The organism is Phyllobacterium sp. 0TCS1.6A, assembly GCF_026420825.1.
GTDB lineage: Bacteria > Pseudomonadota > Alphaproteobacteria > Rhizobiales > Rhizobiaceae > Phyllobacterium.
Genome location: NZ_JAPMAB010000016.1, coordinates 2,954 through 29,840, shown reverse-complemented (window position 1 = coordinate 29,840; position 26,887 = coordinate 2,954). Strand labels below are relative to the sequence as shown.

Here is a 26,887-nt window from a genome sequence, read left to right as displayed (position 1 = left end):
CTCGAGCTCGGCAAGGACATGAAGGCGACAACGATCGACATGGCCCGCGAGGTCGCCAAGATGGATGCGGACGGCAAGCGGGCCCTTGATGCGGACGGCAATCCGGCCGTGGAGAAGGTGGCGCGCACCGTCTCCGGCGTGGCCGAGGGCGACGTCAGCAAGGCATCGACCGATGCGGTCAATGGCAGGCAACTGCACGGACTCGACAGGCGGAGCCTCAAATATCACTGGAACGACAAGAACAACGACGGAATTCTGGATGAGGGCGAGATTGAAACCGCGACGCTGAAGCTGGAGGCCAATTCGGCGGAAGGCATTACGATAATAGGGACGAAGCTCGACAATGTCGCCGATGGCGCGATCAATGCGGCATCGCTGGAGGCCATCAATGGTCGGCAGATGCATAAATCGGTTAATTCCGTGGCGGATGCGATCGGCGGCGGTGCCTTGACCGTCAATGGAATAGTGTCTTCGCCCGGTTTCGATATTGCCGACTACACCGGCCGGGGCGGCTCGTCGCACCGTTACGGCAATGTCGGTGATGCGCTTGACCAGTTGAGCCGGAACGACACCGCCTTCGACAAGCGTTTCGGCGATCTGGCATCGAAGGTCGGCGATTTGGGGCAAATCAGCCTGCAGTTGAACCGGCAGCGCGACGCCTATGATGCCGCCGGCCCGGCTGTAGCGGAAGATCAGGCGAGAGCCCAGCCGACGGCAGGGCAGGCGAAGGCAGCACGGATTCTTGTGGCGGAACCCCAGGTCCGGGGAGTCGCGCCGGCGTCCGCAGACATGGTGCCGGAAGCAATGGGGCCCGAAACGGCGTCGCTGGTTCCATCCGAAAGCATCGCGCTGCCAGCGGGGCTCGCGGGAGCGGATCCGGCGGCGACACCACCGGTCGAGGCCGCGCCGAGCGCCGGGCTGAAGCCGATCATCAATGTGGGTGACGGGCGGGTCGTGACGGGTTCCTCGGATGTCGTCACCGGCGGCCAGCTCAAGACCGTGGACGACAAGGTCGAGAGGCTCGCCAGTCAGGTCGGCACCGGTCTCAGCCCGGAGACGGCGAAGAAGGTGGACGATCTCGAGCAGCGCAGCGTGAGCTATGAGGCTATCGAGGGCAAGAAGACCAACAAGGTCCAGCTGGCGGGCGGCGATCCGAACGCGCCTGTCGTCATCGCCAATCTCGGCGATGGCATAGCGGATACGGATGGCGTCAATGTGCGGCAGTTGAAGGGGCTCAAAGCCAAGGTCGATGCCGTGGCTGAACCGGCCGAGAAGCTGACGGAGCTGACGAACAGCATGGACAAGGTCGGCAACAACGCGGTCAAGAGCGCGAAGGCCTATACGGATGTTGCCGTGGACACGGCCCACAGCCGGATGAACGAGATCGGCAGCACCGCGCTCAGCACGGCGAAGACCTATACGGATGATGCCATGGACACCGCCAACAGCCGGATGAACGAGGTCGGCAGCAGCACGCTCAGCAAGGCGAATGCCTATACGGACGATGCCATCGACATGGCCAACGGCCGGATCGACGAGATCGGCAGCACGATGACCAAGGGCTTCAAGCAACTGAATTCCGACGTTACCGAGCTGCGCGAGGGTTTCAAGCAGTTGAATTCCGACATTGCCTCGGTACGCAAGGAAGCACGCCAGGCGGCGGCCATCGGCCTTGCCGCATCTTCCTTGCGCTTCGACGGAACGCCGGGCAAGGTCAGCGTTGCCGTGGGCGGCGGCGCATGGCGGGACGCGAGCGCCTTTGCCTTTGGTGCGGGCTATACGAGCGAGACTGGCAAGGTGCGCGCCAATATCACCGGCGTCACCAGCGGCGGCCAGGTCGGCGTCGGCGCCGGCCTGAGTATCACGCTCAATTAGGGGCGTCATGCTCAGTCGGGGGCTTCGTGCTAAAAGGGGCGTCACGTCTCAAGGGAGACGTCACGCTCAGCATGAGCGCTTGACGCGAAACCTGGGCGGCGCGCCCGATTGGGGCGCGTGCTCATGGGAGAAGGATCAGATGGCGAGGTTTGCACCGATATTGCCGCTTGCCCCGACCCTGCTTGCCCCGGCCTTGCTTGCTCAGACGCTGCTTGCCCTGGCCTTGCTTGCTCAGGCCCTGCTTGCCCTGGTCCTGTTTGTCAGCCCGCCAGCCGGCGCCGAGGAGCCGGGCACGGCGCCGCATTACAGGCTCAAGCCGTCGGATGTCGCCCTGCCGGAGGGAGCGGTGCCCGGCACATACCGCCGCATCATCCAGCCTTTCGGCAATTGGGACCTGATCTGCGACGAGGACCTGAAGGCGATGAAGAAGGTCTGCAATATCACGCAGACCATCATCGGTGCGGCGGACGAGGTGGTGTTCAGCTGGTCGCTGGCCGCGAATGACAAGGGCCGGCCGATGATGATCATGCGCGTGCCGGTTGGCGTCGGCGCGGGCAGCGAGATCGCGGTGGGTTTCCCGTCGCGCCGGGAAAAGGTGATGGTGGCGGTGCAAGGTTGCACAGAGGCGATCTGCCTTGCCTATCTGCCGGTCGGGCCGGTACTGCGCGAGGAGATCGGCAAGGGCGGTGCGGCGCGCATCTCCTATCCATTGGCTGCGGAGAACGTCAATCTTCAGCTGCCTCTCGCCGATCTCAAGGAGGCGCTGGCGTCGATCAAATAGGCGATGTGCCGGCATCCGCCCGGAATGGATCATCATGCAATATGCACGCACGGGCCGGCAGTTGCGCCAGCATGGCGAGACCCAAGCCCGACGCAATATCTGGCCCAATATCCGACCCGAGCCGACCCAAGTCTGGCCCGAGCCCGGTCCAACATATGGCTCGGGGGCCGGTCCGGGGTCTGGCGGCAGGTTGCACCCTGTCAGGCCGTCATCGCCTATGTGCAAGACGAGTGTCCTGGCGCAGCGCAAACGCATGGCTGGCGGCCTGTTCGGCACGGAAACTCAACCCAACGGTGATGAATGGCCGGCGAACAGCGATCGAAACGCGAAGACCCCGGCAGGGCCATGAATTCGGGCGGTTGCGGGGCTGGCGCGGCGCAAACCTTAAATATTTGTCATGTTGCGGAAATGGCGGCGTAATCTTCCTAAGTATATGACGATTGTTACAACGATCCTCTGTCGATCGCGTTGCTCAAGGAGAACACTCGAATGTCGAACAAACCTAAGTCTTCGAATTATCGCAGGGGCATCGCCGCCGCGCTTCTGTCTTCGGCACTTGTCGGCGGCTTCCTGGCAACCGGGCCGCTCAGCGCCATCGCACCGGCCCAGGCCGAGGCTGTCCGGGTCGAATCCAACACCCAGCAGCCCGGCTTTGCCGATGTGGTCGAAAAGGTCAGCCCGGCCGTCGTCAGCGTGCGCGTCAAGAGCGCGGTCAAGGAAACGGCGAATAATGGCAGCGGCTTCCCCGGCTTCGACCAGCTGCCCGACGACCATCCGCTCAAGCGCTTCTTCTATGATTTCGGCGGACCGGACCAGTATGGCCGCCGCGACATGGAGCCGCGCAAGTCGCCGCGCAACAAGCCGGACCGCGTGCGCCCGGCGGCGCAGGGCTCGGGCTTCTTCATCTCCGAAGACGGCTATCTCGTCACCAACAACCACGTCGTCGAGGATGGCTCGGCCTATACGGTCGTGCTCGATGACGGCACCGAACTCGACGCCAAGCTCATCGGCAAGGACAAGCGCACGGATCTCGCCGTCCTCAAGGTCGATGACAAGCGCAAATTCACCTATGTGGCCTTCGGCGACGACAACAAGGTCCGCGTCGGCGAATGGGTCGTCGCGGTGGGCAATCCCTTCGGCCTCGGCGGAACGGTGACTGCCGGTATCGTCTCGGCCCGCGGCCGCGATATCGGCGCTGGTCCCTATGATGATTTCCTGCAGATCGATGCGGCGGTCAATCGCGGCAATTCCGGCGGTCCCGCCTTCAACCTCAACGGCGAGGTCGTCGGCATCAATACGGCCATCTTCTCGCCTTCGGGCGGCAGCGTCGGCATCGCCTTCGCCATTCCCGCGCAGACGGCCAAGGATGTCGTCGATCAGTTGATCAAGACCGGCACGGTATCGCGCGGCTGGATCGGCGTGCAGATACAGCCGGTCAGCAAGGAAATCGCCGAATCGCTCGGCCTGTCGGAAGACAAGGGCGCGCTGGTGGTCGAGCCGCAGCCTGACGGTCCCGCCGCCAAGGCCGGCATTGCCGCCGGTGACGTCATAACCGCCGTCAATGGCGAAAAGGTGAACGATTCCCGCGATTTGGCGAAGAAAGTTGCAGCGATCAGCGCCGGCCAGACTGCCGAACTGACCGTGTGGCAGAAGGGCGAGGCAAAGGCCGTGAAGGTCGACATCAAGCCTTTCCCCGGCGATGAACAGCTCGCCGCCGCAAGCCCGAAGCCGGGCGACGAGGGCAAGTCCTCGGCGCTCGAGGATTATGGGCTGACGGTCATGCCTTCCGATGACGGCCAGGGCGTGGTCGTGACCGATGTCGATCGTCAGGGCGACGCCGCCGACAAGGGCATCACCACCGGCGACGTCATCGTTTCGGTCAATAACCGGCCGGTCAAGAGCGGCAGCGATATCGACGCCGCGGTAACCGAGGCAGGCAAGGCCGGGCGCAAGGCCGTGCTGTTGCAGGTGCAGAGGCAGGACCAGTCCCGCTTCGTGGCGCTGCCGATCAACCAGGGCTGATCGCTTCGTCCGGTGAAGGGCGGCGCAGGTCGCCCTTCCGATCCTTTTCATGAATTGCGACGGCGCCTTTGAGTTCCCTGTTTGCGGCGCCTTGCAAGAGGGCGGCAGGTTCCCTTCAAATCTGCTGCCCGTTTTTTTCTGGTTTCCTCCATCGAGCCGGGTTTAATCTAGAGCGATGAAAATACTTGTCATTGAAGACGACCGCGAAGCGGCCCGCTACCTGGAGAAGGCCTTCGCCGAAGCCGGCCATACGGTGGATATCGCCGGCGATGGCGAGACCGGCTTTACCCTTGCCGAGCAGGGCAATTACGACGCGATGGTCGTCGACCGCATGCTGCCGCGCCGCGACGGACTGTCCGTCGTCGCTTCGCTGCGCGCGCGCGGCAATGATACGCCGGTGCTCATCCTTTCCGCCCTCGGCCAGGTGGACGACCGCGTGACGGGGCTCAGGGCCGGCGGCGACGATTACCTGACCAAGCCCTACGCATTTTCCGAGCTTCTGGCGCGCATCGAGGTCCTGCAGCGGCGTTCCAGCCCGAAGGAGGCGGAAACCGTCTACCGCGTCGGCGACCTGGAGCTTGACCGGCTGTCCCATACGGCGAAGCGGGCGGGCCAGACGATCATCCTGCAGCCGCGCGAGTTCCGGCTGCTCGAATATCTGATGCGCAATGCCGGCCAGGTGGTGACGCGGACGATGCTGCTCGAACATGTGTGGGACTATCATTTCGACCCGCAGACCAATGTCATCGACGTGCATGTCTCGCGCCTGCGCGGCAAGATCGAAAAGGGCTTCGATACGCCCCTGCTGCATACGGTGCGCGGCGCCGGCTACATGTTGAAGGCCGCATCCGCCGGAACGCCTGCATGAACCGATTTCGCGCGCTGATGAAAATGACGGCCGTGCGGCTGTCGGCGCTCTATCTCCTGCTTTTCACCGTCTGCGCGCTTATTCTCGTCGTCTACATGACCAGCCTTTCGGTGCGCCTTCTCACTTCGCAGACGGAGACGGCGATCAATGAGGAGATGGAAAGCATCGGCCAGTCCTACCAGCGCGGCGGCATTGCCGGGCTGGTGCGCTCGATCGACCGGCGCGGCAGGCAGCCCGGGGCCTATCTCTATCTCGTGGCCGATCCGGCCGGGCGCATCGTCGCCGGCAACGTGCAGAGCATCGAGGTCGGCATTCTCCAGACCGATGGCGGCATCACGCGTCCCTTCGCCTATGAGCGCTACAATGAGGGCAATGATCCCAAGGTGCACACGGCCATTGCCCGCGTCGTCGCCCTGCCCAACGGCATAAGGGTGATGGTCGGGCGCGATCTGGGCGAGCCGGAACAGGTCCGCCTGGTGGTGCGCCGCGCATTGGGGGCGGCGCTCGGCATCATGGGCATCGGCGCTTTCCTCATCTGGTTCTTTGTCGGACGGCGTGCCTTGCATCGCATCGACCAGGTATCGGTCGCCTCGCAGCGCATCATGGGCGGCGACCTTTCCGGCCGCTTGCCCGTCAGCGGCTCCGGCGATGAGTTCGACCGCCTCTCCGACAATCTCAATGGCATGCTGGCGCGCATCCAGGAGTTGAACGAGGGCGTGCGGCACGTATCCGACAATATTGCCCATGATCTGAAGACGCCGCTGACGCGGCTGCGCAACCGGGCCGAGGCGGCGCTGGCGGGCGCGAAGAACACCAGGGATTATCGCGCGGCCATGGAAGCCATGATCGGCGAATCCGATCAGCTGATCCGCACGTTCAACGCCATCCTGATGATATCGCGGCTTGAATCCGGCTATTCCAGCGAAGAGATGCAGCCGCTGTCGCTCGCCTCGATCGCCGAGGACGTGTTCGAGCTCTATGAGCCCGTGGCGGAGGATGCCGGCATCAAGCTGCGCCTGGGCGGGCTCGATGCGACGCCGGTGAAGGCCAATCGCGAACTGCTGGCACAGACGGTTTCGAACCTTGTCGACAATGCGATCAAATATGGCCGCCATGGCGAGGTGGCCGGCGAGATCGAACTGTCCATCGCCCGGGTGCAGGACCATGTGGAACTCACCGTCGCGGATAATGGCCCCGGCATACCGCCGGACCAGATCGAGCGGGCGACGGAAAGGTTCGTGCGCCTGGAGGAGAGCCGTTCACAACCGGGCTCGGGCCTCGGTCTCAGCCTTGCAAAGGCGGTCATGAAATTGCACGGTGGCAGCCTGGAACTTGAGGACAATGCACCGGGGTTGAGGGCGGTGCTGCGCTTTCCCGTGGGAGGGGAGAATGAATGAAGCCGCAGGCGACGGGTGGTAAACCCTTTCTTTCGAGTGCGTTGAAGCCGCTTTTCCCGCTCGATCCCGGCAATGCCGAGGCGCAATGGGCGGATTTTCTGCACAATGCCGACGAGAAAGAGCTCGATCTGCGCCAGCGTTTCGCTGCCGCGCCAGAAGCGGGCGAGTCAGCGGGCGAGTTAGCGGGCAAGTTTCTGGCGGCCGTGCTCGACCTCTCGCCCTATCTGCGCGACGTGCTGCTGCGCCGGCCGGCAATCGTCGCGCCGCTGGCCGATGCCTCGCTGGCGGAGCGGCTGCAGCAGCTCGTCGATGAAATCGAAGCCATCTGGCAGGCCGAAGAGATCACCGAGGCCAGGCTGATGACGGCGCTGCGCCTCCTGAAGCAGGAGGTGCATGTCCTCGTTGCGCTCGGCGATCTTTCCGACATCTTCTCGACGCAGGAGACGACGCTCTGGCTGTCGCGACTGGCCGAGGCGGCGGTGGGCGCCGCGATACGCTTTCTGTTGAGCGATGCCCATGCGGCGGGAAAGCTGAAACTTCCCGATCCCGCCCATCCGGACCGGGATTCCGGCTGGATCGTGCTGGCAATGGGCAAGTTCGGCGCGTTCGAGCTGAATTATTCCTCCGATATCGACCTGATCATGTTCATCGACGAGCGCAGCCCCGCCATCGACGACCCCTATGAATGCGTCGATGTCTTTTCGCGGCTGACCCGCCGCCTCGTGCGCATCCTGCAGGACCGGACCGCCGATGGCTATGTGTTCCGCACGGACCTGCGGCTGCGGCCCGATCCGGGTTCCACGCCGCTGGCGATACCCGTCAGCGCCGCCCTCAATTATTATGAGGGGCGGGGGCAGAACTGGGAGCGCGCCGCGATGATCAAGGCGCGGCCCGTGGCCGGCGATATCGCGGCGGGCAAGCAGTTCCTGGCCGAGCTTGCGCCCTATGTCTGGCGCAAATATCTCGACTATGCGGCGATCGCCGATGTCCATTCGATCAAGCGGCAGATTCATGCGCATAAGGGCCATGGCGAGATCGCCGTGCGCGGCCACAATGTGAAGCTCGGGCGCGGCGGCATTCGCGAGATCGAGTTCTTCGTGCAGACGCAGCAACTCATCGCCGGCGGCCGCTTTCCGCAATTGCGCGGCTCGGGTACGGTTGCCATGCTCGGCGAATTGCAGGGACTGGGCTGGATCAACGAAGAGGCGAGGGACACGCTGTCGAAATGCTATTTCTATCTGCGCGATGTCGAGCACCGCATCCAGATGATCGCCGACGAGCAGACGCACACGCTGCCGGAGGATGACGAGGCGTTCCTGCGCGTCGCGCACATGATGGGCTATGGCGATGGCGAGACCTTTGCCGCCGATTTTCGCGAGACGCTGAAGCAGGTGGAAATCCACTACGCGGCGCTGTTCGAACAGGCGCAGGACCTGGCCGGAGAGGCCGGCAATCTGGTCTTCACCGGCGATGTGGACGATCCCGATACGCTGCAGACGCTGACCAATTTCGGCTTCAAGCGGCCGAGCGACATCTGCCGCGTCATCCGCACCTGGCATTTCGGCCGCTATCGCGCCACCCAGTCGGCGGAGTCGCGCGAGCGGTTGACCGAGCTGACGCCGGTGCTGCTGAAGGCCTTCGGCGCGACGAGCCAGGCCGATGAAGCGCTGATGCGTTTTGACGAGATGATCAAGGGGCTGCCCGCCGGCATCCAGCTTTTCAGCCTGCTGCAATCCAATCCGCGCCTGCTCGACCTTCTGGTGCTGATCATGGGCGCGGCGCCGCGGCTGGCGGACATCATCACGCGCAAGCCCCATATATTCGACGGCATGCTGGACCCGGCGATCTTTTCCAGCATCCCGACGCGCGCCTATCTGGCGGAGCGGCTGGAAAGCTTTCTCGGTCCATCCCGCGTCTATGAGGATATTCTCGACCGGCTGCGGATATTCGCGGCCGAGCATCGGTTCCTCATCGGCATTCGCCTGCTGACCGGGGCGATCGACGGGGCCCGCGCCGGCAAGGCTTTCTCCGATCTCGCCGATCTCGTCATCGACAGTGCGCTTCAGGCCGTCATCGCCGAATTCGTCAGCAAGCATGGTCGGATCTCCGGCGGCCGCATTGCCATACTCGGCATGGGCAAGCTCGGCAGCCGCGAGCTGACGGCGGGCTCCGATGTCGATCTCATCCTGCTCTACGATCATGACCCGGAGGCCGAGGAATCCGACGGCGACAAGCCGCTCGCCCCGTCGCAATATCACATGCGCCTGACGCAGCGCCTCATTGCCGCCCTGTCGGCGCCCACCGCCGAAGGCGTGCTCTACGAGGTCGATTTCCGCCTGCGCCCGTCGGGCAACAAGGGGCCGGTGGCAACGCATATCGAAGCCTTCCGCAAATACCAGCGCTCGGAGGCATGGACCTGGGAGCATATGGCGCTCAGCCGCGGCCGGCCGGTGGCGGGCGATGCCGAATTCGCCGGCGAGATCGAAACCGATGTCGCCGAGATATTGGCGCTGCCGCGCGATCCGGCAAAGATCGCCAAGGACGTGCTGGAGATGCGCGATCTCCTGGAGAAGGAGAAGGCGCCGCGCGATGGATGGGATTTGAAACTCATCGCCGGCGGCATCATCGACCTCGAATTCATCGCCCAGTTCGCGGTGCTGACCGGTGCTACATCCGGTTCCGTCACGGCGCAATCGACGGCGGAGGTGCTGGCGCGGATCGACAATTCGCTGGCCGACGCCGCGACCGTATCGGAGCTCGTCGAAGCCGCCGGTCTCTATACGTCGATCACGCAACTCATCCGGCTGTGTCTGAACGGCGATGTGAGGCGCGAGGATTTTCCGCCGGGGCTCGAGGAACTGCTGTGCCGCGCCTGCGACCTGCCGGACCTCGCGCGGGTGGAAGCGCACATCACCGAGACGTCGCAGCGGGTGCGCAAGCTGTTCGACCTTCTATTGAAGAAATCCCGCAAGTCCGCCAAGGCCCGGTAATCCGAAGAGCGACTAGGCCTTGTCCTCTGCCTTCATGGTCGGTATGCGCACCGAGACGATGGTTCCGACACCCTCGGTCGAGCGGATTTTCAGCGCGCCGCCATGCAATTGCGCCAGCGAGCGCGATATTGCGAGGCCAAGCCCCGATCCCGCATGCGATTTGGTGAACTGGTTCTCGACCTGTTCAAAGGGCTGGCCGATCTTCTTGAGCGCCGATTTCGGAATGCCGCATCCCGTATCCTCGATCGTCAGCACGAGCGCGCCGGTGAGCTTGCGCGCCCGCACCGCGATCCTGCCGCCATTGCTGGTGAACTTCACGGCGTTGGAGAGCAGGTTGATCAATATCTGCTTGATGGCGCGGCGGTCCGCGTCGAGCGTGACGCATTCGTCGATGCGGGTATCGACCTGGATTTCCTTGGCCTGCGCCTGCAGGGCGACCACGCGCACCGTCTCGCGGATCAGCGGGCAGAGGTCGATTTCCTCGCGGTCCAGCGAGAAATGGCCGGCCTCGATCTTCGACATGTCCAGAATGTCGTTGATCACATTGAGCAGGTAATTGCCGCTGGTGTGGATGTCCTTGACATATTCCACATAGCGATCCGAGCCCAATGCGCCGAACGTTCCCGAATGCATGATCTCGGAGAAGCCGATGATGGCGTTGAGCGGCGTGCGCAACTCATGCGACATGTTGGCGAGGAATTCGGACTTGGCGCGGTTGGCGGCTTCTGCACGCTCTTTTTCGACGGCATATTTGCTGTTGAGCTCGGTCAGTTCCAGGGTGCGCTCGATCTCGGATTTGCGGGCGAGGCTGAGATCGTGGATCGTCGCCATCAGGCGCCTCTCGCTGTCGACCAGCCGCTCTTCATGCACTTTCAGCTGCGTGATGTCCGTGCCCACCGATACGAGCCCGCCATCCTGCGTGCGCCGTTCATTGACCTGCAGCCAGCGGCCATCGGCCAGCTGGCGTTCGAAGGTCAACGCACCATTGCGGCCATTCTCGTTGGCCATGCGCTTTTCGAGGGCGACGGCGCGGATGCGCGGCTCCAGTTCGTCGCGGCTGATGCCGGGCAGGAGACACTCATTGGCAAGGCCAGAATATTCGTTGAACTTGCTGTTGGACATGACGAGGCGGTTATCCGCGTCCCACAGCACGAATGTCTCCGAAATGCTCTCGATGGCCTCGCGGATGCGCTGGTCGGCCTGCGCCGTGGCCTGGGCGAAACGGTGCTGCTCGCTGACATCCACCGCCACGCCGACGAGGTGCAGGTCCGTGCCCTCGGCATCGGCCACCTGCGCGCGCACCCGCATCCAGACCCAATGGCCCTCGGCATGCGCCATGCGGAACACCCGGTCCATCTGCTGCACTTCGCCGGCGGCGACCTGGGCGGCCACCGAATAGAGCTTGTCGTCATCCGGATGGATGATCGAGGAAATATCGCCGAGCGAGAGGATGGCGTCATGGGCCTCATAGCCCAGCATTTCATACATGGAGCGCGACCAGTAGACGCGGCCGCGGGCCATGTCCCAATCCCAGAGGCCGCAGCGGCCGCGCGCCAGCGCGGTATCGACCCGCGCCTGCGTGTTCTGGTAGAGCGCATCGGCGTCCTGCGCCCGCGCCGCCTGGCTGAAATAGGCATAGAGCACGATCAGCATGATGACCGCCGTGCCGGCGAACATGGTGACATTGACCGAGACGACCCTGCGCCAATCGGCGAAGACGGCATCGACGCGCTGGGTGGCGAGGACGGAATAATCATTGCTGCCGGCGCGGACGAAGGCGGCGAGCACGGGCGTGCCGTCCATCTTCACCGGCATGGCGCCGGCGCGCTCGCCGAACAGGAACAAGGGCTGTCCGTCGGCGATGGCGGTTTCCAGATTGCGGTCGCGCCAATGGTCCATGCCCTCGGAGGAGGCGAGGATATTGGCCTCGCCGCCTGCAATGGCAAACCACATGTCGTCGGGGATCAGGTCATTGGCGCGGATCTGGCCGATGATGTTCTGCAGGTCGCCGGCATCCAGCTTTTCACCGCTGGCCGTGCGATTGTCGATGACGCTGGCAATATGGCTGGCGGCGATGGAAAGCGTCGCCCGCGCGGTGCGCTCCGTATCGTCGCGCCAGGCGAGGAGCGACATGGAGCGCACGAGCGCCAGGACCAGCAGGAAGACGATGATGAGCGGTGGAATGGCTTTGCGCAGATAAGGCTCTGCGGCCAGCAATTTGCTGTAGGCTGGGTCGGCGAGAAGCTTGACATGCCCGGAGAGTTTGCTGCGCGTCTGCGCCCTCATCCCGGCATAATTCTTCCCCGTCGGCGCGCGATACGCGTCCGCATTTGCCATTGATTGGCCCCCTCGATAGCCTTCTTTTACCCGTGATTTGCTTCGGCACGCCGCACATCCGAAGCACCCATAGTGAATCAAAACTGATTCTGCGTGTCTAGTGCTTTTGTTAAATATTTATCAATGATTTGGGCGGGCTGAATCACTCTCGGAGCCGAGGGATTCAAGCCATTGAATTGACTCGAATTCACCTCGGCATTCCAGTCTTCAGCCTGCCCGGGACAGGCTTCGGGACCGGCTTCAGGCCAGCGTGCGCTCGACGATATCGCGCACATCCGCCGACAAAGCGCCGACCGTTGCAATGGAGGCGAGGGCCTCGCGCGCATGCTCGCGGCGAATCGGTTCGAACGAGCGCCAGGACCGCATGGCGGTGAGCAGGCGGGCCGCAAGCTGGCCGTTCCTTCCATCGATCTGCAATATCGTCTGCGCGAAAAAGCGGTAGCCTTCGCCATCGACACGGTTGAAGCCGGTCTGGTTCCCGCTCGAAAATGCGCCGACGAGCGCCCTGGTGCGGTTGGGATTGTCCAGCGAGAACAGCCGATGCTTCATCAGGGCGCGAACGTGATCGAGCGCGGCGGCGCCGGGGCGCATGGCCTGGATCATGAACCATTTGTCCATGACGAGCGCATCGTCGCCGAACCGCTTTTCGAAAACGACCAATGCTTCCTCGGCGGCGCTGCTTTCGCCGAAGCGCTGCACCAGCACGCTGAGCGCGGCGGCGCGGTCCGTCATGTTGTCGGCCGAGCCGAACTGCCGCTTCGCCCGGCCGGGATCCTTTTCGGCGACGCTCAGATAGTCGAGGATGACATTGCGCAGGGCGCGCCTGCCGGCATTCTGCGCGTCGGGGCTGAAAGGCCCGTCATAGCCAAGGTCCGAATAAAGCGCGGCGAGCTTGTCCGCATGCGCGTCGCCCACGGCGGCGATCATCGCGTCGCGGCTCGCGAGTACGGCATCCGGATCGATATTGTTGCCGATCTCGCGCGCGATGTCGCTCTCGGAGGGTAAGGCGAGGCAGAGGGCGCGAAACGCCATGTCCAGCCGGTCATTGGTGGCGAGTTCGCCGAGCAGGCGCAGCGACGAAGTCTCGATCGTCGCCGGCTTGCCGCCGCGGATGCGCTTGGAATTGCTGGTCAGCTTGGCGGTCAGAAGCTGGGTCAGCGCCTGCCAGCGCGTCACTTCATCCGTATCGTGGCGGGCGAGGAAGACCAGATCGGAGCGTGTCAATTCGCTCGTCATCGTCACCGGCGCCGAGAACTGGCGCAGCAGGGACGGCACCGGCCGCTCGCCAATGCCGCTGAAGCTGAAGCGTTCCTTGCGCTTGCGCAGGTGGATGACGTCGCCCTTGACGGTTCCGCCCTTTACCGAGGCCGGTTTCAACTCGCGGCCCTTCGCGCCGAGCAGGCCGAACTGCACGGGAATGTGCATAGGTTTCTTGGATGGCTGCCCCGGCGTAGGCTTCTGCGATTGTTCGATTTCGATCTCGAAAACCTTGCTGGCCGCATCGTAATCATAGGTAACCGCAAGGTTGGGCGTACCCGCCTGATCGTACCACAGCGCAAACTGGCCCAGATCCTCGCCGGACACATCCTCGAAGACCTTGATGAAATCCTCGATCGTGGCCGCGTCGCCGTCATGCCGCTCGAAATAGAGGTCCATGCCCTTGCGGAACAGCTCCGCGCCAAGGATCGTATGGATCATCCGCACGACTTCCGATCCCTTTTCATAGACCGTCGACGTGTAGAAATTGTTGATCTCGCGGAACTGGCGCGGGCGCACGGGATGGGCGAGGGGGCCGGCATCCTCGGGAAACTGATGCGCCTTCAGGCCCTTCACCTCGGCGATGCGCTTCACCGGCCGCGAGCGCATGTCGGCGGAGAATTCATGATCGCGATAGACGGTAAGGCCCTCCTTGAGACAGAGCTGGAACCAGTCGCGGCAAGTGATTCTGTTTCCTGTCCAATTGTGGAAATATTCATGGGCGATGACGGCCTCTATGCCGGCATAATCGGCGTCGGTCGCCGTATCCGGGTCCGCCAGCACATATTTGTCGTTGAAGACATTGAGCCCCTTGTTCTCCATCGCGCCCATGTTGAAATCCGACACGGCGACGACGTTGAAGACATCGAGATCATATTCGCGGCCGAACTTCTCCTCGTCCCAGCGCATCGAACGTTGCAGCGCGTCCATGGCGTAGAGCGCGCGGCCTTCCTTGCCATGCTCGACATAGATGCCGAGATCGACCGGCCTGCCGGAGGCGGTGGTGAAGCGGTCCTTGACGACGCCGAGATCGCCCGCCACCAGCGCGAAGAGATAGGTCGGCTTCGGATGCGGATCGTGCCAGAGGGCGAAATGCCGGCCATTGCCGAGGTCGCCGCTTTCCTGCGGATTGCCATTCGACAACAGCAGGGGCGCTTCGCTGCGGTCGGCCTCGATACGCACCGTATAGACCGAAAGCAGGTCCGGCCGGTCGAGGAAATAGGTGATGCGGCGAAAGCCTTCCGCCTCGCATTGCGTGCAATAGACGTCGCTCGACCGGTAGAGGCCGGAGAGCTGGCGGTTGGTGGTGGGGTTGATCTCGGTGACGATTTCCAGCGTGAACGAGCCGCTGGCGGGCAGGCCGCTTATCTCCAGCCTGTCGGGCGTTGCAACATAGGAATTATCGCCTGCCGGCGTGCCGTCTATCTTCAGTTCCGTCAGCGCGAGCTCGTCGCCATCGAGGATCAGCGGCGCATCCGCTGCCGCGCCTTCGCGGCGTTCGACGGTCAGCACGGATTTGACGATCGTGCGCTCGGGATGAAGCACGAATTCGAGACGCGTCTCGGGAATGAGAAAGTCGGTTGGCTTGTAATCTTCCAGTCGGAAAACCTGGCCGGTATCAGTACGCATGAATGCTAGTCCTTGTTATCGTTGCGGCACCTTAACCTGTTTTTCCGGCGGCACAATCAAGGATACATGTCCGGATGCTTCACCCGGTGTAAGCCGGAAAAATGCAAATTGATCGGGATTTCGTCTGGCACTGGCCCTTGATCCATCCTAAAGATATATCAGCTGGCGCATATGCGGCGGCCGCTCCAGGTCTTGAGGAATCCCCCCGTGTCCACCAATGTTCACCCGCAGGGCGGTGAACTGACGAATACAGGCAGCTTGCGCAGCACGAATGTCATGCTTGGCATCGGGCTCAAGGTCGCTTCCGTATGCGTCTTCGTCTGCATGTCCAGCCTGCTCAAGGCATCCGATGGCGTCCCGGCAGGACAATTGGTGTTCTTCCGCTCCTTCTTCGCCATTTTTCCCGTCATCGTCTTCATCGCCTGGCAGGGGCAACTCTCGGTTGCCTTCCGCACCAGCGAACCCTTCAGCCATTTCTGGCGCGGCTTCGTCGGGGTCAGCGCCATGTCGCTGAGCTTCTACGGCCTGACCAAGCTGCCGCTGCCGGAAGCCATCGCGATCAGCTATGCGACGCCGCTCCTGACGGTGGTCTGCAGCGCCATCTTCCTCAAGGAGACGGTTCGGCTCTACCGCTGGACCGCTGTCGCCATCGGCCTTGCGGGCGTGCTCATCATCCTCTGGCCGCGCCTGTCCTTCTTCACCGGCGATACGGAGTTCGGCGGCGACCAGGCCGTCGGCGCGCTTGCGACGCTCGGCGGGGCGGGCCTTGCGGCAATCGCTATGCTGCTGGTGCGCAAGCTGGTCCAGACCGAGCGCACCCCGACCATCGTCGTCTATTTCTCCATCGCCTCGAGCTTCATCGCGCTGGTCAGCTTTCCTTTCGGATGGGTGTGGCCGACCGGGCCGCAGGCGGTCTATCTCATCATGGCCGGCCTTGCCGGCGGCGTCGCGCAGATATTGCTCACCGAGAGCTATCGCCATGCGGACATGTCGGCCATCGCGCCCTTCGAATATACCTCGATGCTGCTCGGCCTCGCCATCGGCTATCTCATGTTCGGCGATGTGCCGACGCGTGAAATGGTGCTGGGCGCGATCATCGTCATCGGCGCCGGCATATTCATCATCTATCGCGAGCACCGGCTGGGGCTGGCGCGGGCCCGCGCCAAGAAGGCCTCGACACCGCAGGGCTAGAACGTCTTCGCCGTCACGTATCGCCTTGCTGCTCGCTCAGCGGATGCAGGTTGAACGTCTCGGGCGTCTGCCGGTCATGGGCATTGAAGGTGAAATCGGTCCGCTCCGACGGCGCCTGCGATGCGCGGCGCAGGCTGCGCCAGAAGGCATATCCGGCATAGGCGGCATAGGTGAGCGCCATGGTCAGGAAGAAGCCGGAAGGGCCGGAGAAATCCATCAGCCGCCCGGCGATCTGCGGTCCGATCATGCTGCCGATGCCGTAGACGATCAGCAATCCGCTCGAAACCTTCACGAATTCGCTCGGCTCGGCAAAATCATTGGCATGGGCGACATTGAGCGAATAGATCGGGAAGAGCACGGTGCCGAAGGCGAACATCAGCGTATAGACCAGCCATGGCGTCGTCGGCTGCAAGAAGATCATGATCAGCGACAGCAGCACGCCGCCGAGCCCGGCGACGACCATGACATAGCGTCTGTCGACGAAATCCGAGATGCGGCCGATGGGATACTGGAAGATGGCGCCGCCGATCATGGCGCTGGCGATCATGGTGGCGATGCCGAATGTCGAAAGCCCGATGTCGCGGCCATAGACGGCGGAGAGGAAGTTCCAGGCGCCGGCAATGATCCCGGCGAGCAGCGAGCCGACCATGGCGGCGGGCGAGCGGGCGTAGAGGGCGGGCAGGTCGAGCGACACCTGCGTCAGCGGGCGGGGCGATTGCGCGTTGGAAAGGCCGGTCGGCACCAGCGCTGCCGCATAGATCAGCGCGCCGATCATGAACAGCGCCTGCGTGGCCGGATTGCCGAAGGGCAGGATATATTGGCCGACGAGCAGCCCCACCATCGAAACGATCATGTAGATCGAGAACACCATGCCGCGCGTCGCATTGGTGACGCGTTCATTGAGCCAGCTCTCGATGACCATGTAGCTGCCGGCCAGCGAGAAACCGGCCAGCGCGCGGAACAGCGTCCAGGCGAGGGGGCTCATGACGAGGCCGTGCATGAGCATGGACATGCTGAGCAGGGTGAGCAGCACGGCGAATACCCGCACATGCCCGACGCGGCGCACGAGGCGCGGCACGATGATGCAGCCGCCGGTGAAGGCGAGGGCATAGCCGGTGCCCATCCAGCCGATCGTCGTCGGCGACCAGCCCTCCATCCCGGCGCGCAGCGGCAGCAGGATGCCGGCAAGGCCGCCCGCCGTGAGCATCAGGAAGGTGCTGGTCAGAAGGGCCGCGATCGGCAGAAGCTGGCGGAGCATGGTGTGAGGCCCTAATTCCCGATAAAGCCCGAACTTACAGGGCGTTCGGCGCCTTTACCCCGGAATTTACGACACCGCCATTCCAATTTTGCGCCAGATCAATCCGTCAGCGCCTTCAGCCGCAGTTTGACATTGACGAAATCCCGCCAGGCGAAGCGCTTCTGCGCCGGATTGCGCAGCAGATAGGCCGGATGCAATGTCGGCATCACCGGTATCTGCTGGCCCGATGCGGTCAGATGCTGCTTCCAGTTGCCGCGCAGGCGCAATATGCCTTCGGTCGAACTGGTCAGCGCCTTCGCCGCTGGCCCACCCAGCGCAACGAGAAGCTTGGGATTGACCAGTTCCACCTGGCGCTCGAAGAACGGCCGGCAGATCTCGGTTTCGAGCGGCGTCGGCGTGCGGTTGCCCGGCGGTCGCCAGGGTATCGTATTGGCGATGTAGACGCTCTGCCGGTCGAGCCCGATGGCGGCGAACATGCGGTCGAGCAATTGCCCGGACCGGCCGATGAATGGCTTGCCCTCCAGATCCTCTTCGCGCCCCGGCGCCTCGCCGACGAACATGATCGCCGCCTGCGGATTGCCATCGGCGAAGACGAGGTTCTTGGCGGTGAATTTCAGGTTGCAGCCGTCAAAGGCGGCCAGTTGCTCGTGCAGTTCCTCAAGCGTCGCCGCGCCGGCGGCAAGCTGGCGCGCCATGGCGATCTTGGCATCGTCGGGAACGGAAGCCTTGTTCAGGGTGGAAGCCGGAGCCGGTGTCGGCGCCGGTGCAGGTGCCCGTTCGGCCCGCATCTCGCGCGGCTGGGACGGAGGCGGTGCCGCCATCTCGCGCGGTTCGGGCGCCGGGCGCGCCGGCGGCGGCTCCGCGGCGAAGCGATCGACGGGCATATCGCTCAGCGCGGCATCGACGCCCGCTTCCGCGTAGAAGTGCAATATTTCCCTTATGCTCGCCAATGGCCCAACCTCTTCTTCTCTGAAGTCGCAAATTGCCGTGCCTAATGCAAGGTCACGAAGAAGGAATGCGCGGGTCCTGCACCAGATAAAACATGCGCTTCGGGGTAAAGTCGGCGATGGGGAAGACGAAGCTGGTGCTTTGCGCCGGATTGGTGACGCCATCGGTGAAGATCATGCGGTCATAGGGCTCGAAATCGTCCTTGAAGGTCCTGAAACCGTCGGATTTGATCGAATCCACCTTGTGGCCGGGCTGGTAGAACGAGAGGCCGTCGCCATAATCGCTGGGCAGGTTGAGCTGCTCCTGCAATTCGAAGGCGAACTCCACCCAGGGATGGCCGCCGCCATTGATCGCCTCGACCCGCAGATAGAACAATATGCCGATATCGTCGGCCGGATCGCGCAGGGCGGTGCTTTCGGTGCGGATGACGAGCAGGACCGGCGATGCCGCATTGAACTCCTGCACGAGCACGATGGGATCGTCCTCCGTGCCGCGGCCGCTGATGCCCCTTATGGTGAAACCGCCCATCTCGTCGGAAAAGCTGTAGCGCCCCGCTGTCCAAAGCTTTTCCTCCTGCGCAAGGCTGCGAGGCCCGTAAAGCAGGCAAAGGCAGAACAGCAACAGTCCCGCGCCAATCGGAAGCGATGGCTTCATGCGGCCTCCACAAAGAGACACAATGGATGATTATGCCGAAATCCAGCCTCCAGGCAAATCACAAGCCGGCTGCAGAATATTGACGTTTACGTATAAGTAAGGATAAAATGCGCGGAGCGTCGTGCTATGGGGGCAATTGGCCGCATATGGATGCGGCGACAGAGGGTAGTAAACCTTTATTGTTGCGCTAGAAATCGAAAAAACGATCGCGCTTTGCGCATGAGGGAATTTAGGCAGGAGGATTGCATGAGTGAGACGGTTGAACTTCCAGAGCGCGAGAGCATGGAGTTTGATGTCGTCATCGTCGGTGGAGGACCTTCGGGCCTGGCTGCCGCGATCAGGCTCAAGCAGGTCAATCCCGAGCTTTCCGTCGTGGTGCTCGAAAAGGGCGGCGAGGTCGGCGCGCATATCCTTTCCGGTGCGGTCGTCGATCCGGTCGGCATCGACAAGCTGCTGCCCGGCTGGCGCGAGGAGGAGGGCCATCCCTTCAAGACGCCGGTAACCGCCGATCATTTCCTGGTTCTCGGCCCCGCGGGTTCGGTGCGGCTGCCGAATTTCGCCATGCCGCCGCTGATGAACAATCATGGCAATTACATCGTCTCCCTCGGCAATGTATGCCGCTGGCTGGCGACCAAGGCCGAAGAGCTCGGCGTCGAGATCTATCCCGGATTTGCGGCAACCGAGGTGCTTTACGACGACAATGGCGCCGTCATCGGCGTTGCGACGGGCGACATGGGCATCGAGAAGGACGGCTCGCACGGCCCGGCCTATACGCGCGGCATGGAGCTTCTCGGCAAATATACGCTGATCGCGGAAGGCGCCCGCGGCTCGCTGGCAAAGCAGCTGATCGCGCGCTTCAAGCTCGACGAGGGCAAGGAACCCGCCAAGTTCGGCATCGGCATCAAGGAATTGTGGCAGGTCGATCCCTCCAGGCACCAGCTCGGGTTGGTCCAGCATTCCTTCGGCTGGCCGCTCGACATGAAGACCGGCGGCGGCTCGTTCCTCTACCATCTGGAGGACAATACCGTTGCCGTCGGCTTCGTCATGCACCTCAACTACAAGAACCCCTATCTTTCGCCCTTCGAGGAATTCCAGCGCTTCAAGACGCATCCGGCGATCCGCGGCACGTTCGAGGGCGGCAAGCGGCTTTCCTACGGCGCGCGTGCCATCACCGAAGGCGGCTGGCAATCCGTGCCGAAGCTCTCCTTCCCCGGCGGCGCGCTGCTTGGCTGTTCCGCCGGCTTCGTCAATGTCCCGCGTATCAAGGGTTCGCACAATGCCATGCTCTCCGGCATGCTGGCGGCTGAACATGTGGCGCAGGCGCTGGCCGATGGCAGGGCGAATGACGAGCTTGCCGCCTATGAGGATGCCTGGCGCAGCAGCGAGATCGGCAAGGACCTGAAGCGCGTGCGCAATGTGAAGCCGATGTGGTCGCGTCTCGGCACGATCGGCGGCGTGGTGCTGGGCGGCCTCGACATGTGGCTGAACACGATCTTCGGCGGCTGGTCGCCCTTCGGCACGTGGAAGCATGGCAAGACCGATGCGGCCTCGCTCGAGCCGGCCAGCAAGCACAAGCCGATTGCCTATCCGAAGGCGGACGGCGTGCTCACCTTCGACCGGCTATCCTCGGTTTTCCTCTCCAATACCAATCATGAGGAGAATGAGCCCGTCCACCTGATCGTCAAGGACATGGCGCTGCAGAAGACCTCGGAACATGATGTGTTCGCCGGGCCTTCGGCGCGTTACTGCCCGGCGGGCGTCTATGAATGGATCGAGGAAGGCAACGGGCCGAAATTCGTCATCAACGCGCAGAACTGCGTGCACTGCAAGACCTGCGACATCAAGGACCCCAACCAGAATATCAATTGGGTGCCGCCGCAGGGCGGCGAGGGGCCTGTCTATACGAACATGTAAGTCTGCGCCGATATGTAACCGGACTATCGCTGCAGCATCACGGTCTGCTGGTCCGGGCCGGGATCGGCGTCGCCCGGCGCGATGGAAAAGCGCAGCAGCAGCGGCAGATGGTCCGAACCCACTGCTTCCAGCGTCTCCACCCTTGGCTCGACGATGCGGTCTGAAACCAGCACATGGTCGAGCGGCAGGCCAACCCATGGCGCGAAACGGGCCAGCGCTCCATTGACCAGCCAGCTCGGGCGCAGCCCGTCCACATGCCGCGTGCGGCTGGCAAGCATGATGTTCTTCAGGGTTTCGGTCCACGGTGCGGCATTGAAATCACCGGCTATGATGAGCGGACCCTGCAGCTTTTCCAGGTAGGGCCGCACTTCCGCGACGTTCCAGTCCTGCGCGAAGGGCCACGGCCAATCGAGATGGAGCGCGCCGATGGTGGCGCTGTAGCCGCCGAAATCGACGCGGGCGAGGGCGACCAGACTATCGACGCAGAGCGGCGTCGAGCCGAGCGCGAAGGGCCGGCGCGACAGCACGGCCGCGCCGCCGATACGGCTGCGGTTGGGGCAATAGAAATGATAGGGGTAGCGCCCCTCTATCGCCGCGAGCTTCGGCCGCCATTCCGCCGAAACCTCCTCCAGCGTGATCACATCGGGCGATACGCGCGCAATCAGGCGGAATACGTCCGCGTGGCCGCTATTGTCATAGCGCAGATTGAGCTGCAGCAGCTTGTATTCGGCCAATCCACTATTTTGGCCACTGTTTTGGCCACTGTTTTGGCCGGCATTTTCTTCGGCCTTTGCCGCCGCGCCGGCGGCGCCGGTATGGATGAAGACGCTGCCGAGCGCCGTCGCCGCGAAGGCGATCGCCATCAGCCCTTCGCGCCAAAGGCCGAGGAACAGCGCCGGCAGGGCGCAGACGGCCATGAGCACTGCCAGATGCAGCCGGAACTGCGCGAAGGAGTCGAAGGCGGGATGCACCGCGCCGAAGAAGCCGAACACCAGCGGAACCGATATCAGCACCGGTATGACGACAGCCGCGAGGGCCAGCCACGATCGCGATTTGTTTTTCATGTCCCGGCATTAAACCGGCAATTGCGACGCAATCAAGAACTTCATGCGCCGCCGCAGCAGCGCTGCGCCATGGGGCGGCCACCCAGATCGCGACCGGGGCGGGCCATCGCGGCCGCTCAGAGAATCTTCCTCATATCGCCGCAGAGCCGGGACATCTCGCCCGGCGTCAGCACCTGCTCAAGCTCGCCATGCGCCTTCGTCCATACGGGCAGGGCTCTCGACAGAACGGCGAGCCCTTCGGGCGTCAGCGTCAGCAGCCGCCCGCGCCTGTCCTTCGGGTCGGCGGCGACGCTGACCAACCCCCGGCGCTCGAGCGGCTTCAACGCAGCGGTCAATGTGGTGCGGTCCATGGCGAGAAGCGAGGCGACCGATGTGAGATTGGGCGGCACCGGCCGGTTGAGCGACATCAGCAGCGAAAATTGCCCATTGGTCAGGTCATGCGGCCGCAGGGCATCGTCGAACATCCGCGCCAGCGCGCGGGCTGCCCGCTGTACCGCAAGGCACATGCAATGATCGCGAACATGGATCGTCGTTTCATAGGGAATGGAAATCGGCTTTGACATGGCTGGATTAGTATGTTGATATCAACGTAAATTGTCAACCGGCGCCGCGCCGGTCATTGCGGGAGGACAAGACGATGCAGACGGGCAGCTTTATCTGGTACGAACTTCTGACCAGCGATCCCGGGAACGCCATCGATTTCTACAGCCATGTGGTGGGGTGGGGCGCGCAGGATTCGGGCAATCCCCATGTCAGATATACGCTGCTGACCGTGAACGATATTCCGGTAGCCGGGGCGATGTCGACGGCTGACGCGCAGATGGACGGGGTGCCGCCCATGTGGTCGGGTCATATCATGGTCGAGGATCTCGACGGCCATGTCGAACGGTTGAGGCAGGCCGGCGGCACGGTCCATATGGAGCCGATGGACATTCCCGATACCGGACGCTTCGCCATCGTGGCCGATCCCAACGGCGCTTCGTTCCAGCTGTTCGAGCCTTCGCGCGCGGATCGCGGCGATTATCCCGCGCCGCTCACGCCCGGCACCATCGGCTGGCACGATTTGCAGCCGAGCAATTGGGACAAGGCGTTTGCCTTTTATTCAGGCCTGTTCGGCTGGTCGAAGGACGAGACCATCGATGCCGGGCCGATGGGCAGCTACCACATGTTCCGCACCGGCGGCGATTTTCCCGTCGGCGGCATGATGGATGGCCCCAGCAATGAAAATGCCGACAAATGGCGCTATTATATCAATGTCGGCAATATCGACGCCGCGCTGGAGCGGGTGAGGGAGAAGGGCGGCACCATCGCCTCCGGTCCCGACGAAGTGCCGGGCGGCCAATGGGTAGCGCAGGGGCGGGACCCGCAAAATGCCTGGTTCGGCCTGGTGGGTACGCGAGACTGAGCTGGCACGCGGGATTGGGCCGGAAGCCTACTGGAACGCCATCTCGTAGAAGCTGCGCAGCTTGCGTGAATGCAACCGCTCCGGCGGCATCGCCGCCAGCTTCTCCAGGGCGCGAATGCCGATCTGCAGGTGCTGGGCCACCTGGCGCTTGTAGAATTCCGTCGCCATGCCCGGCAGCTTCAATTCGCCGTGCAGCGGCTTGTCCGACACGCAGAGCAGCGTGCCATAGGGCACGCGGAAGCGGAAACCATTGGCGGCGATCGTCGCCGATTCCATGTCGAGAGCGATCGCCCGCGATTGCGACAGGCGCTTCACCGGGCCGCGCTGGTCGCGCAGCTCCCAGTTGCGGTTATCGATAGTCGCAACCGTTCCCGTGCGCATGATGCGCTTGAGATCATAGCCTTCGAGCCCGGTGATTTCGGCCACCGCCTGTTCGAGCGCCACCTGCACCTCCGCCAGCGCGGGAATGGGCACCCATACCGGCAGATCGTCGTCGAGAACGTGATCCTCGCGCACATAGGCATGGGCGAGGACATAATCGCCGAGCGCCTGCGTGTTCCGCAGTCCGGCGCAATGGCCGAGCATCAGCCAGGCATGCGGGCGCAGCACGGCGATATGGTCGGTGATGGTCTTGGCATTGGAGGGGCCGACGCCGATATTGACCATGGTGATGCCGGAGCCATCCTCGCGCATCAGGTGGTAGGCCGGCATCTGCGGCAGCCTGCCGATCGGCACGCCGGAGCTCGGCGCCTTCGCGCCCGCCTCGGTGACGAGATTGCCCGGCTCGATGAAGCGCTCATAACCGCCGCCACCCGAAGCCATCAATTCGCGCGCCAGCACGCAGAACTCGTCGATATAGAACTGGTAATTGGTGAAGAGCACGTAATTCTGGAAATGGCTCGGGCGCGTCGCCGTATAATGGGCGAGGCGGTGCAGCGAATAATCGACCCGCTGCGCGGTGAAGGGCGAAAGCGGCATGATGCTGTCGGCATCGTCGACCTCATATTCGCCATTGACGATGCGGTCGTCCGTCGCCGCCAGGTCCGGCACGTCGAAAAGATCGCGCAGCGGCAGCAGGAACGCATCGGCGACGGAGGCCTCCACATGCGTGCCTTCGAGAAAGGCGAAATGGATGGGAATCGGCGTCGTCGATTCCTGCACCGTGACCGGGCCGCCATGATTGCGGATCAGCAGGCGGATCTGCTCCTCCAGATAATTGGCGAAGAGATCGGGGCGGGTGATCGTCGCCGAATAGATCCCCGGCGCCGAGACATGGCCGAAGGCGAGGCGCGAATCGATCTGCGCATAGCTCGACGTCGCAAGGCGCACTTCCGGATAGAAGGCGCGATAATGGGAGGCATCGCGGGCCTGGTTCCGCGCCACCTTGTCGAAGGCGTCGCGCAGGAACTGCGTGTTCCGCTCATAAAGCGCGGTGAGCGCCTCCACCGCGGCCTTGGCGTCGGTGAATTCCTGGGGATCAGCATCCGCAGGCATGCTGATCATTGTCGTCTTCCTGGTTCCGATTCGTTTGTCCATGCCTCAATATAGTGAGTCATGGTGACAGTTGAAATGCCCTTGAAATGCCGGCTTTTGCAAAGCCGTCCCCTGGAGGGTCGCCCTGCTGAAACGCCTGTCGTTCAGGCGCGCTGCAGGCTGACGAGGAGGACGAGGCCGATGCCGCCATTGGAAGGCGAGCGCGCCTGGTAGCTGGCGGTGAATGCCGCCACGGGGCCGACGAGGATCGAGGAGAAGAGCAGCGCCCTGAGGAACAGGAGCGAGATGTGTGTGGCCGACCGGAGCATTTTGCCTGTTCCTGAGCTTGATGAAAGCGGGTTGGTGAAATCTGCTGCCACCCTGCCAGCCCCAGCCTGAACCCGTGCTGATGCGGCCATTCATCCGCGGTTCAACTTGGCTATGATGTGCGGAACTCGCCAGAGACGGACCTCGGCCTTGCGTGGGCGGGGACCTTGCGGAGCTTGGGACCTTGCGAAGCTCGGGACCTTTCGAAGTTCCGGACCTTGCGAAGCTCGGGATCTTGCGAGGGTTGGCGGGGGCCTTGCGGAGCTTGGGACCTTGCGAAGCCGGGGCGGCACCCTATCTCTGTTTTACTCACCGTAATTCTAGCCACCACAATTCATGCGACCAAAAGCCGGAGATGGACATGACCAGTCAGACAAAGCCGATCGAACTCTATTATTGGCCGACCCCCAATGGGTGGAAAATCTCGATCATGCTGGAGGAGCTTGGTGTTCCCTATACGCTGAAGCTCGTCAACATAGGCAAGGGCGAGCAGTTCGAGCCGTCATTCCTGAAGATCGCGCCCAATAATCGCATGCCTGCCATCATCGATCCCGAAGGCCCGGGCGGCGAGTCGATCTCGGTTTTCGAATCCGGCGCCATCCTGCAATATCTCGGCCGCAAGTTCGGCAAGTTCTATCCCGACGACGAGCGCCAGCGCGTTGCCGTCGAGGAATGGCTGTTCTGGCAGGTGGGCGGCCTCGGCCCGATGGCGGGGCAGGCGCATCATTTCCGCCAATACGCCCCCGAAAGGATCGCCTACGGCATCGACCGCTATACCAATGAGGTCAACCGCCTCTACGGCGTGATGAACCGCCGGCTCGAACAGCGCGATTACCTCGCCGGCGACTATTCCATCGCCGACATGGCTGCCTTCGGCTGGGTGGTGCCGCACCAGAACCAGGGCCAGGACCTCAATGAGTTCCCGCGGCTGAAGCACTGGTTCGAGGCAATCGGCGCACGGCCTGCCGTGCAGCGCGGACTGGCGCTGGGCAAGGAGGAGCGCCGCAACCTCGCCGACGACAAGGAGGCGCAGAAGATCCTGTTCAACCAGCGCGCGCGGTAGGCCGCGGGGGAGTGGTGGCTGGGCTGGTTGGTGGGCTCGGTCGGCCAACCGGGTCGGCCAGCGGGGTTGCCAGCCGGGGTTGGTTGGAGCGCTGCAATCCTCCGCGGCGGGGGAGTTGATCTGGCGGCACTCCTGCCCTGCAACGCCCGAATTTCCCTCGTCCCGAGCCTGGTGAGCATTCAGCAGACAAGGCCCGCCAAATCACGATGGACGCGCTGTGGTGATGCTGCCAAAGAAGGATTGCAACAATGTCGCTGCGTGCTTCGACAAGCTCAGCATGAGGGAGAGTAGAGTTTTGCAGAGCTCTAGTTCTGCAAGGGGCAGACCCAAGCTCCCAACCTTACCGCCATCAAATCAATCCCCTCATGCTGAGCCTGTCGAAGCACGCACGATGCTTTTTGCAGCGCTCAAAAAAGGGACTGCACAAACGTAGG

19 protein-coding genes are annotated in these 26,887 nt (G+C 63.2%); 10 read left to right on the top strand and 9 right to left on the bottom strand.

The features are described 5' to 3' along the window. The 6 genes from OSJ75_RS22815 to OSJ75_RS22790 form a co-directional block, all read left to right on the top strand. Positions 1 to 1,875, top strand: a 1,875-nt coding sequence (locus OSJ75_RS22815; RefSeq protein ID WP_267229668.1) for a YadA-like family protein, incomplete at its 5' end; no start/stop codon positions are given. 139 nt (positions 1,876 to 2,014) lie between these two features. Next, a complete protein-coding gene (locus OSJ75_RS22810) occupies positions 2,015 to 2,656 on the top strand; it encodes an invasion associated locus B family protein (RefSeq protein WP_267229667.1) in 642 nt (213 codons plus the stop codon). A gap of 489 nt (positions 2,657 to 3,145) precedes the next feature. Then, complete coding sequence (locus OSJ75_RS22805) at positions 3,146 to 4,678, top strand: Do family serine endopeptidase (RefSeq protein ID WP_267229666.1); 1,533 nt, start codon at positions 3,146 to 3,148, stop codon at positions 4,676 to 4,678. A 175-nt stretch (positions 4,679 to 4,853) separates the two neighbouring features. Beyond that, positions 4,854 to 5,546, top strand: a complete 693-nt coding sequence (locus OSJ75_RS22800) for a response regulator transcription factor (RefSeq protein WP_250014602.1) — start codon at positions 4,854 to 4,856, stop codon at positions 5,544 to 5,546. Further along, on the top strand, positions 5,543 to 6,943 hold the full coding sequence (locus OSJ75_RS22795) for a sensor histidine kinase (protein ID WP_267229665.1): 1,401 nt from the start codon (positions 5,543 to 5,545) through the stop codon (positions 6,941 to 6,943). Before OSJ75_RS22800 ends, OSJ75_RS22795 begins: the two co-directional genes overlap by 4 nt. Beyond that, on the top strand, positions 6,940 to 9,933 hold the full coding sequence (locus tag OSJ75_RS22790; protein ID WP_267229664.1) for a bifunctional [glutamine synthetase] adenylyltransferase/[glutamine synthetase]-adenylyl-L-tyrosine phosphorylase: 2,994 nt from the start codon (positions 6,940 to 6,942) through the stop codon (positions 9,931 to 9,933). The genes OSJ75_RS22795 and OSJ75_RS22790 overlap by 4 nt, the downstream gene beginning before the upstream one ends. A gap of 12 nt (positions 9,934 to 9,945) precedes the next feature. On the opposite strand, the gene OSJ75_RS22785 is transcribed toward OSJ75_RS22790, so the two are convergent. Together OSJ75_RS22785 and pepN are read right to left on the bottom strand one after the other, a co-directional pair. Further along, positions 9,946 to 12,270 (bottom strand): PAS domain-containing sensor histidine kinase, encoded by a 2,325-nt coding sequence (locus tag OSJ75_RS22785; protein WP_267229663.1) that lies wholly within the window; start codon positions 12,268 to 12,270, stop codon positions 9,946 to 9,948. A gap of 240 nt (positions 12,271 to 12,510) precedes the next feature. Beyond that, the gene (gene pepN, locus OSJ75_RS22780; protein ID WP_267229662.1) at positions 12,511 to 15,156 is read right to left on the bottom strand and encodes an aminopeptidase N; all 2,646 of its coding nucleotides are present in this window, start codon (positions 15,154 to 15,156) and stop codon (positions 12,511 to 12,513) included. 276 nt (positions 15,157 to 15,432) lie between these two features. Between pepN and OSJ75_RS22775 the strand changes: the two genes are divergently transcribed. Further along, the gene (locus tag OSJ75_RS22775; RefSeq protein ID WP_250015409.1) at positions 15,433 to 16,347 is read left to right on the top strand and encodes a DMT family transporter; all 915 of its coding nucleotides are present in this window, start codon (positions 15,433 to 15,435) and stop codon (positions 16,345 to 16,347) included. A gap of 13 nt (positions 16,348 to 16,360) precedes the next feature. Here the strand turns inward: OSJ75_RS22775 and OSJ75_RS22770 are convergent, their stop codons facing one another. From OSJ75_RS22770 to OSJ75_RS22760, 3 genes are all read right to left on the bottom strand, one after another. Continuing rightward, positions 16,361 to 17,605 carry an MFS transporter gene (locus tag OSJ75_RS22770; RefSeq protein WP_267229661.1) on the bottom strand — a complete coding sequence of 415 codons (1,245 nt, stop codon included), beginning with the start codon at positions 17,603 to 17,605 and terminating at the stop codon, positions 16,361 to 16,363. A 98-nt stretch (positions 17,606 to 17,703) separates the two neighbouring features. Further along, positions 17,704 to 18,555 carry a uracil-DNA glycosylase gene (locus OSJ75_RS22765; protein WP_267229660.1) on the bottom strand — a complete coding sequence of 284 codons (852 nt, stop codon included), beginning with the start codon at positions 18,553 to 18,555 and terminating at the stop codon, positions 17,704 to 17,706. A gap of 52 nt (positions 18,556 to 18,607) precedes the next feature. Beyond that, positions 18,608 to 19,207, bottom strand: coding sequence for a hypothetical protein (locus tag OSJ75_RS22760; RefSeq protein ID WP_250014591.1), 600 nt, complete (start codon positions 19,205 to 19,207; stop codon positions 18,608 to 18,610). A 246-nt stretch (positions 19,208 to 19,453) separates the two neighbouring features. Here OSJ75_RS22760 and OSJ75_RS22755 point away from each other — a divergent pair, with 246 nt between their 5' ends. Beyond that, complete coding sequence (locus OSJ75_RS22755) at positions 19,454 to 21,121, top strand: electron transfer flavoprotein-ubiquinone oxidoreductase (protein ID WP_267229659.1); 1,668 nt, start codon at positions 19,454 to 19,456, stop codon at positions 21,119 to 21,121. Between the two features lie 23 nt (positions 21,122 to 21,144). On the opposite strand, the gene OSJ75_RS22750 is transcribed toward OSJ75_RS22755, so the two are convergent. After that, positions 21,145 to 22,185: an endonuclease/exonuclease/phosphatase family protein gene (locus OSJ75_RS22750; RefSeq protein ID WP_267229658.1), complete on the bottom strand. Its 1,041-nt coding sequence runs from the start codon at positions 22,183 to 22,185 to the stop codon at positions 21,145 to 21,147. A 116-nt stretch (positions 22,186 to 22,301) separates the two neighbouring features. Continuing rightward, positions 22,302 to 22,748 (bottom strand): MarR family winged helix-turn-helix transcriptional regulator, encoded by a 447-nt coding sequence (locus OSJ75_RS22745; protein WP_267229657.1) that lies wholly within the window; start codon positions 22,746 to 22,748, stop codon positions 22,302 to 22,304. Positions 22,749 to 22,822: 74 nt separating this feature from the next. Between OSJ75_RS22745 and OSJ75_RS22740 the strand changes: the two genes are divergently transcribed. Further along, entirely contained in the window at positions 22,823 to 23,590 is a 768-nt protein-coding gene (locus OSJ75_RS22740) for a VOC family protein (protein WP_267229656.1), read from the top strand. Between the two features lie 27 nt (positions 23,591 to 23,617). Here the strand turns inward: OSJ75_RS22740 and OSJ75_RS22735 are convergent, their stop codons facing one another. Together OSJ75_RS22735 and OSJ75_RS22730 are read right to left on the bottom strand one after the other, a co-directional pair. After that, the gene (locus OSJ75_RS22735) at positions 23,618 to 25,126 is read right to left on the bottom strand and encodes an AMP nucleosidase (RefSeq protein ID WP_250014586.1); all 1,509 of its coding nucleotides are present in this window, start codon (positions 25,124 to 25,126) and stop codon (positions 23,618 to 23,620) included. A gap of 101 nt (positions 25,127 to 25,227) precedes the next feature. Then, positions 25,228 to 25,392, bottom strand: a complete 165-nt coding sequence (locus tag OSJ75_RS22730) for a hypothetical protein (RefSeq protein ID WP_250014585.1) — start codon at positions 25,390 to 25,392, stop codon at positions 25,228 to 25,230. Between the two features lie 359 nt (positions 25,393 to 25,751). Here OSJ75_RS22730 and OSJ75_RS22725 point away from each other — a divergent pair, with 359 nt between their 5' ends. Then, complete coding sequence (locus tag OSJ75_RS22725) at positions 25,752 to 26,453, top strand: glutathione S-transferase family protein (RefSeq protein WP_267229655.1); 702 nt, start codon at positions 25,752 to 25,754, stop codon at positions 26,451 to 26,453. The last annotated feature ends 434 nt before the right edge of the window (positions 26,454 to 26,887 follow it).

Bases quoted from the DNA above. Each gene is read 5' to 3' on its own strand.
- OSJ75_RS22810 (WP_267229667.1), top strand. From the start codon at position 2,015: ATGGCGAGGTTTGCACCGATATTGCCGCTTGCCCCGACCCTGCTTGCC.
- OSJ75_RS22805 (WP_267229666.1), top strand. From the start codon at position 3,146: ATGTCGAACAAACCTAAGTCTTCGAATTATCGCAGGGGCATCGCCGCC.
- OSJ75_RS22800 (WP_250014602.1), top strand. From the start codon at position 4,854: ATGAAAATACTTGTCATTGAAGACGACCGCGAAGCGGCCCGCTACCTG.
- OSJ75_RS22795 (WP_267229665.1), top strand. From the start codon at position 5,543: ATGAACCGATTTCGCGCGCTGATGAAAATGACGGCCGTGCGGCTGTCG.
- OSJ75_RS22790 (WP_267229664.1), top strand. From the start codon at position 6,940: ATGAAGCCGCAGGCGACGGGTGGTAAACCCTTTCTTTCGAGTGCGTTG.
- OSJ75_RS22785 (WP_267229663.1), bottom strand. From the start codon at position 12,270: ATGGCAAATGCGGACGCGTATCGCGCGCCGACGGGGAAGAATTATGCC.
- pepN (WP_267229662.1), bottom strand. From the start codon at position 15,156: ATGCGTACTGATACCGGCCAGGTTTTCCGACTGGAAGATTACAAGCCA.
- OSJ75_RS22775 (WP_250015409.1), top strand. From the start codon at position 15,433: ATGCTTGGCATCGGGCTCAAGGTCGCTTCCGTATGCGTCTTCGTCTGC.
- OSJ75_RS22770 (WP_267229661.1), bottom strand. From the start codon at position 17,605: ATGCTCCGCCAGCTTCTGCCGATCGCGGCCCTTCTGACCAGCACCTTC.
- OSJ75_RS22760 (WP_250014591.1), bottom strand. From the start codon at position 19,207: ATGAAGCCATCGCTTCCGATTGGCGCGGGACTGTTGCTGTTCTGCCTT.
- OSJ75_RS22755 (WP_267229659.1), top strand. From the start codon at position 19,454: ATGAGTGAGACGGTTGAACTTCCAGAGCGCGAGAGCATGGAGTTTGAT.
- OSJ75_RS22750 (WP_267229658.1), bottom strand. From the start codon at position 22,185: ATGAAAAACAAATCGCGATCGTGGCTGGCCCTCGCGGCTGTCGTCATA.
- OSJ75_RS22745 (WP_267229657.1), bottom strand. From the start codon at position 22,748: ATGTCAAAGCCGATTTCCATTCCCTATGAAACGACGATCCATGTTCGC.
- OSJ75_RS22740 (WP_267229656.1), top strand. From the start codon at position 22,823: ATGCAGACGGGCAGCTTTATCTGGTACGAACTTCTGACCAGCGATCCC.
- OSJ75_RS22735 (WP_250014586.1), bottom strand. From the start codon at position 25,126: ATGGACAAACGAATCGGAACCAGGAAGACGACAATGATCAGCATGCCT.
- OSJ75_RS22730 (WP_250014585.1), bottom strand. From the start codon at position 25,392: ATGCTCCGGTCGGCCACACACATCTCGCTCCTGTTCCTCAGGGCGCTG.
- OSJ75_RS22725 (WP_267229655.1), top strand. From the start codon at position 25,752: ATGACCAGTCAGACAAAGCCGATCGAACTCTATTATTGGCCGACCCCC.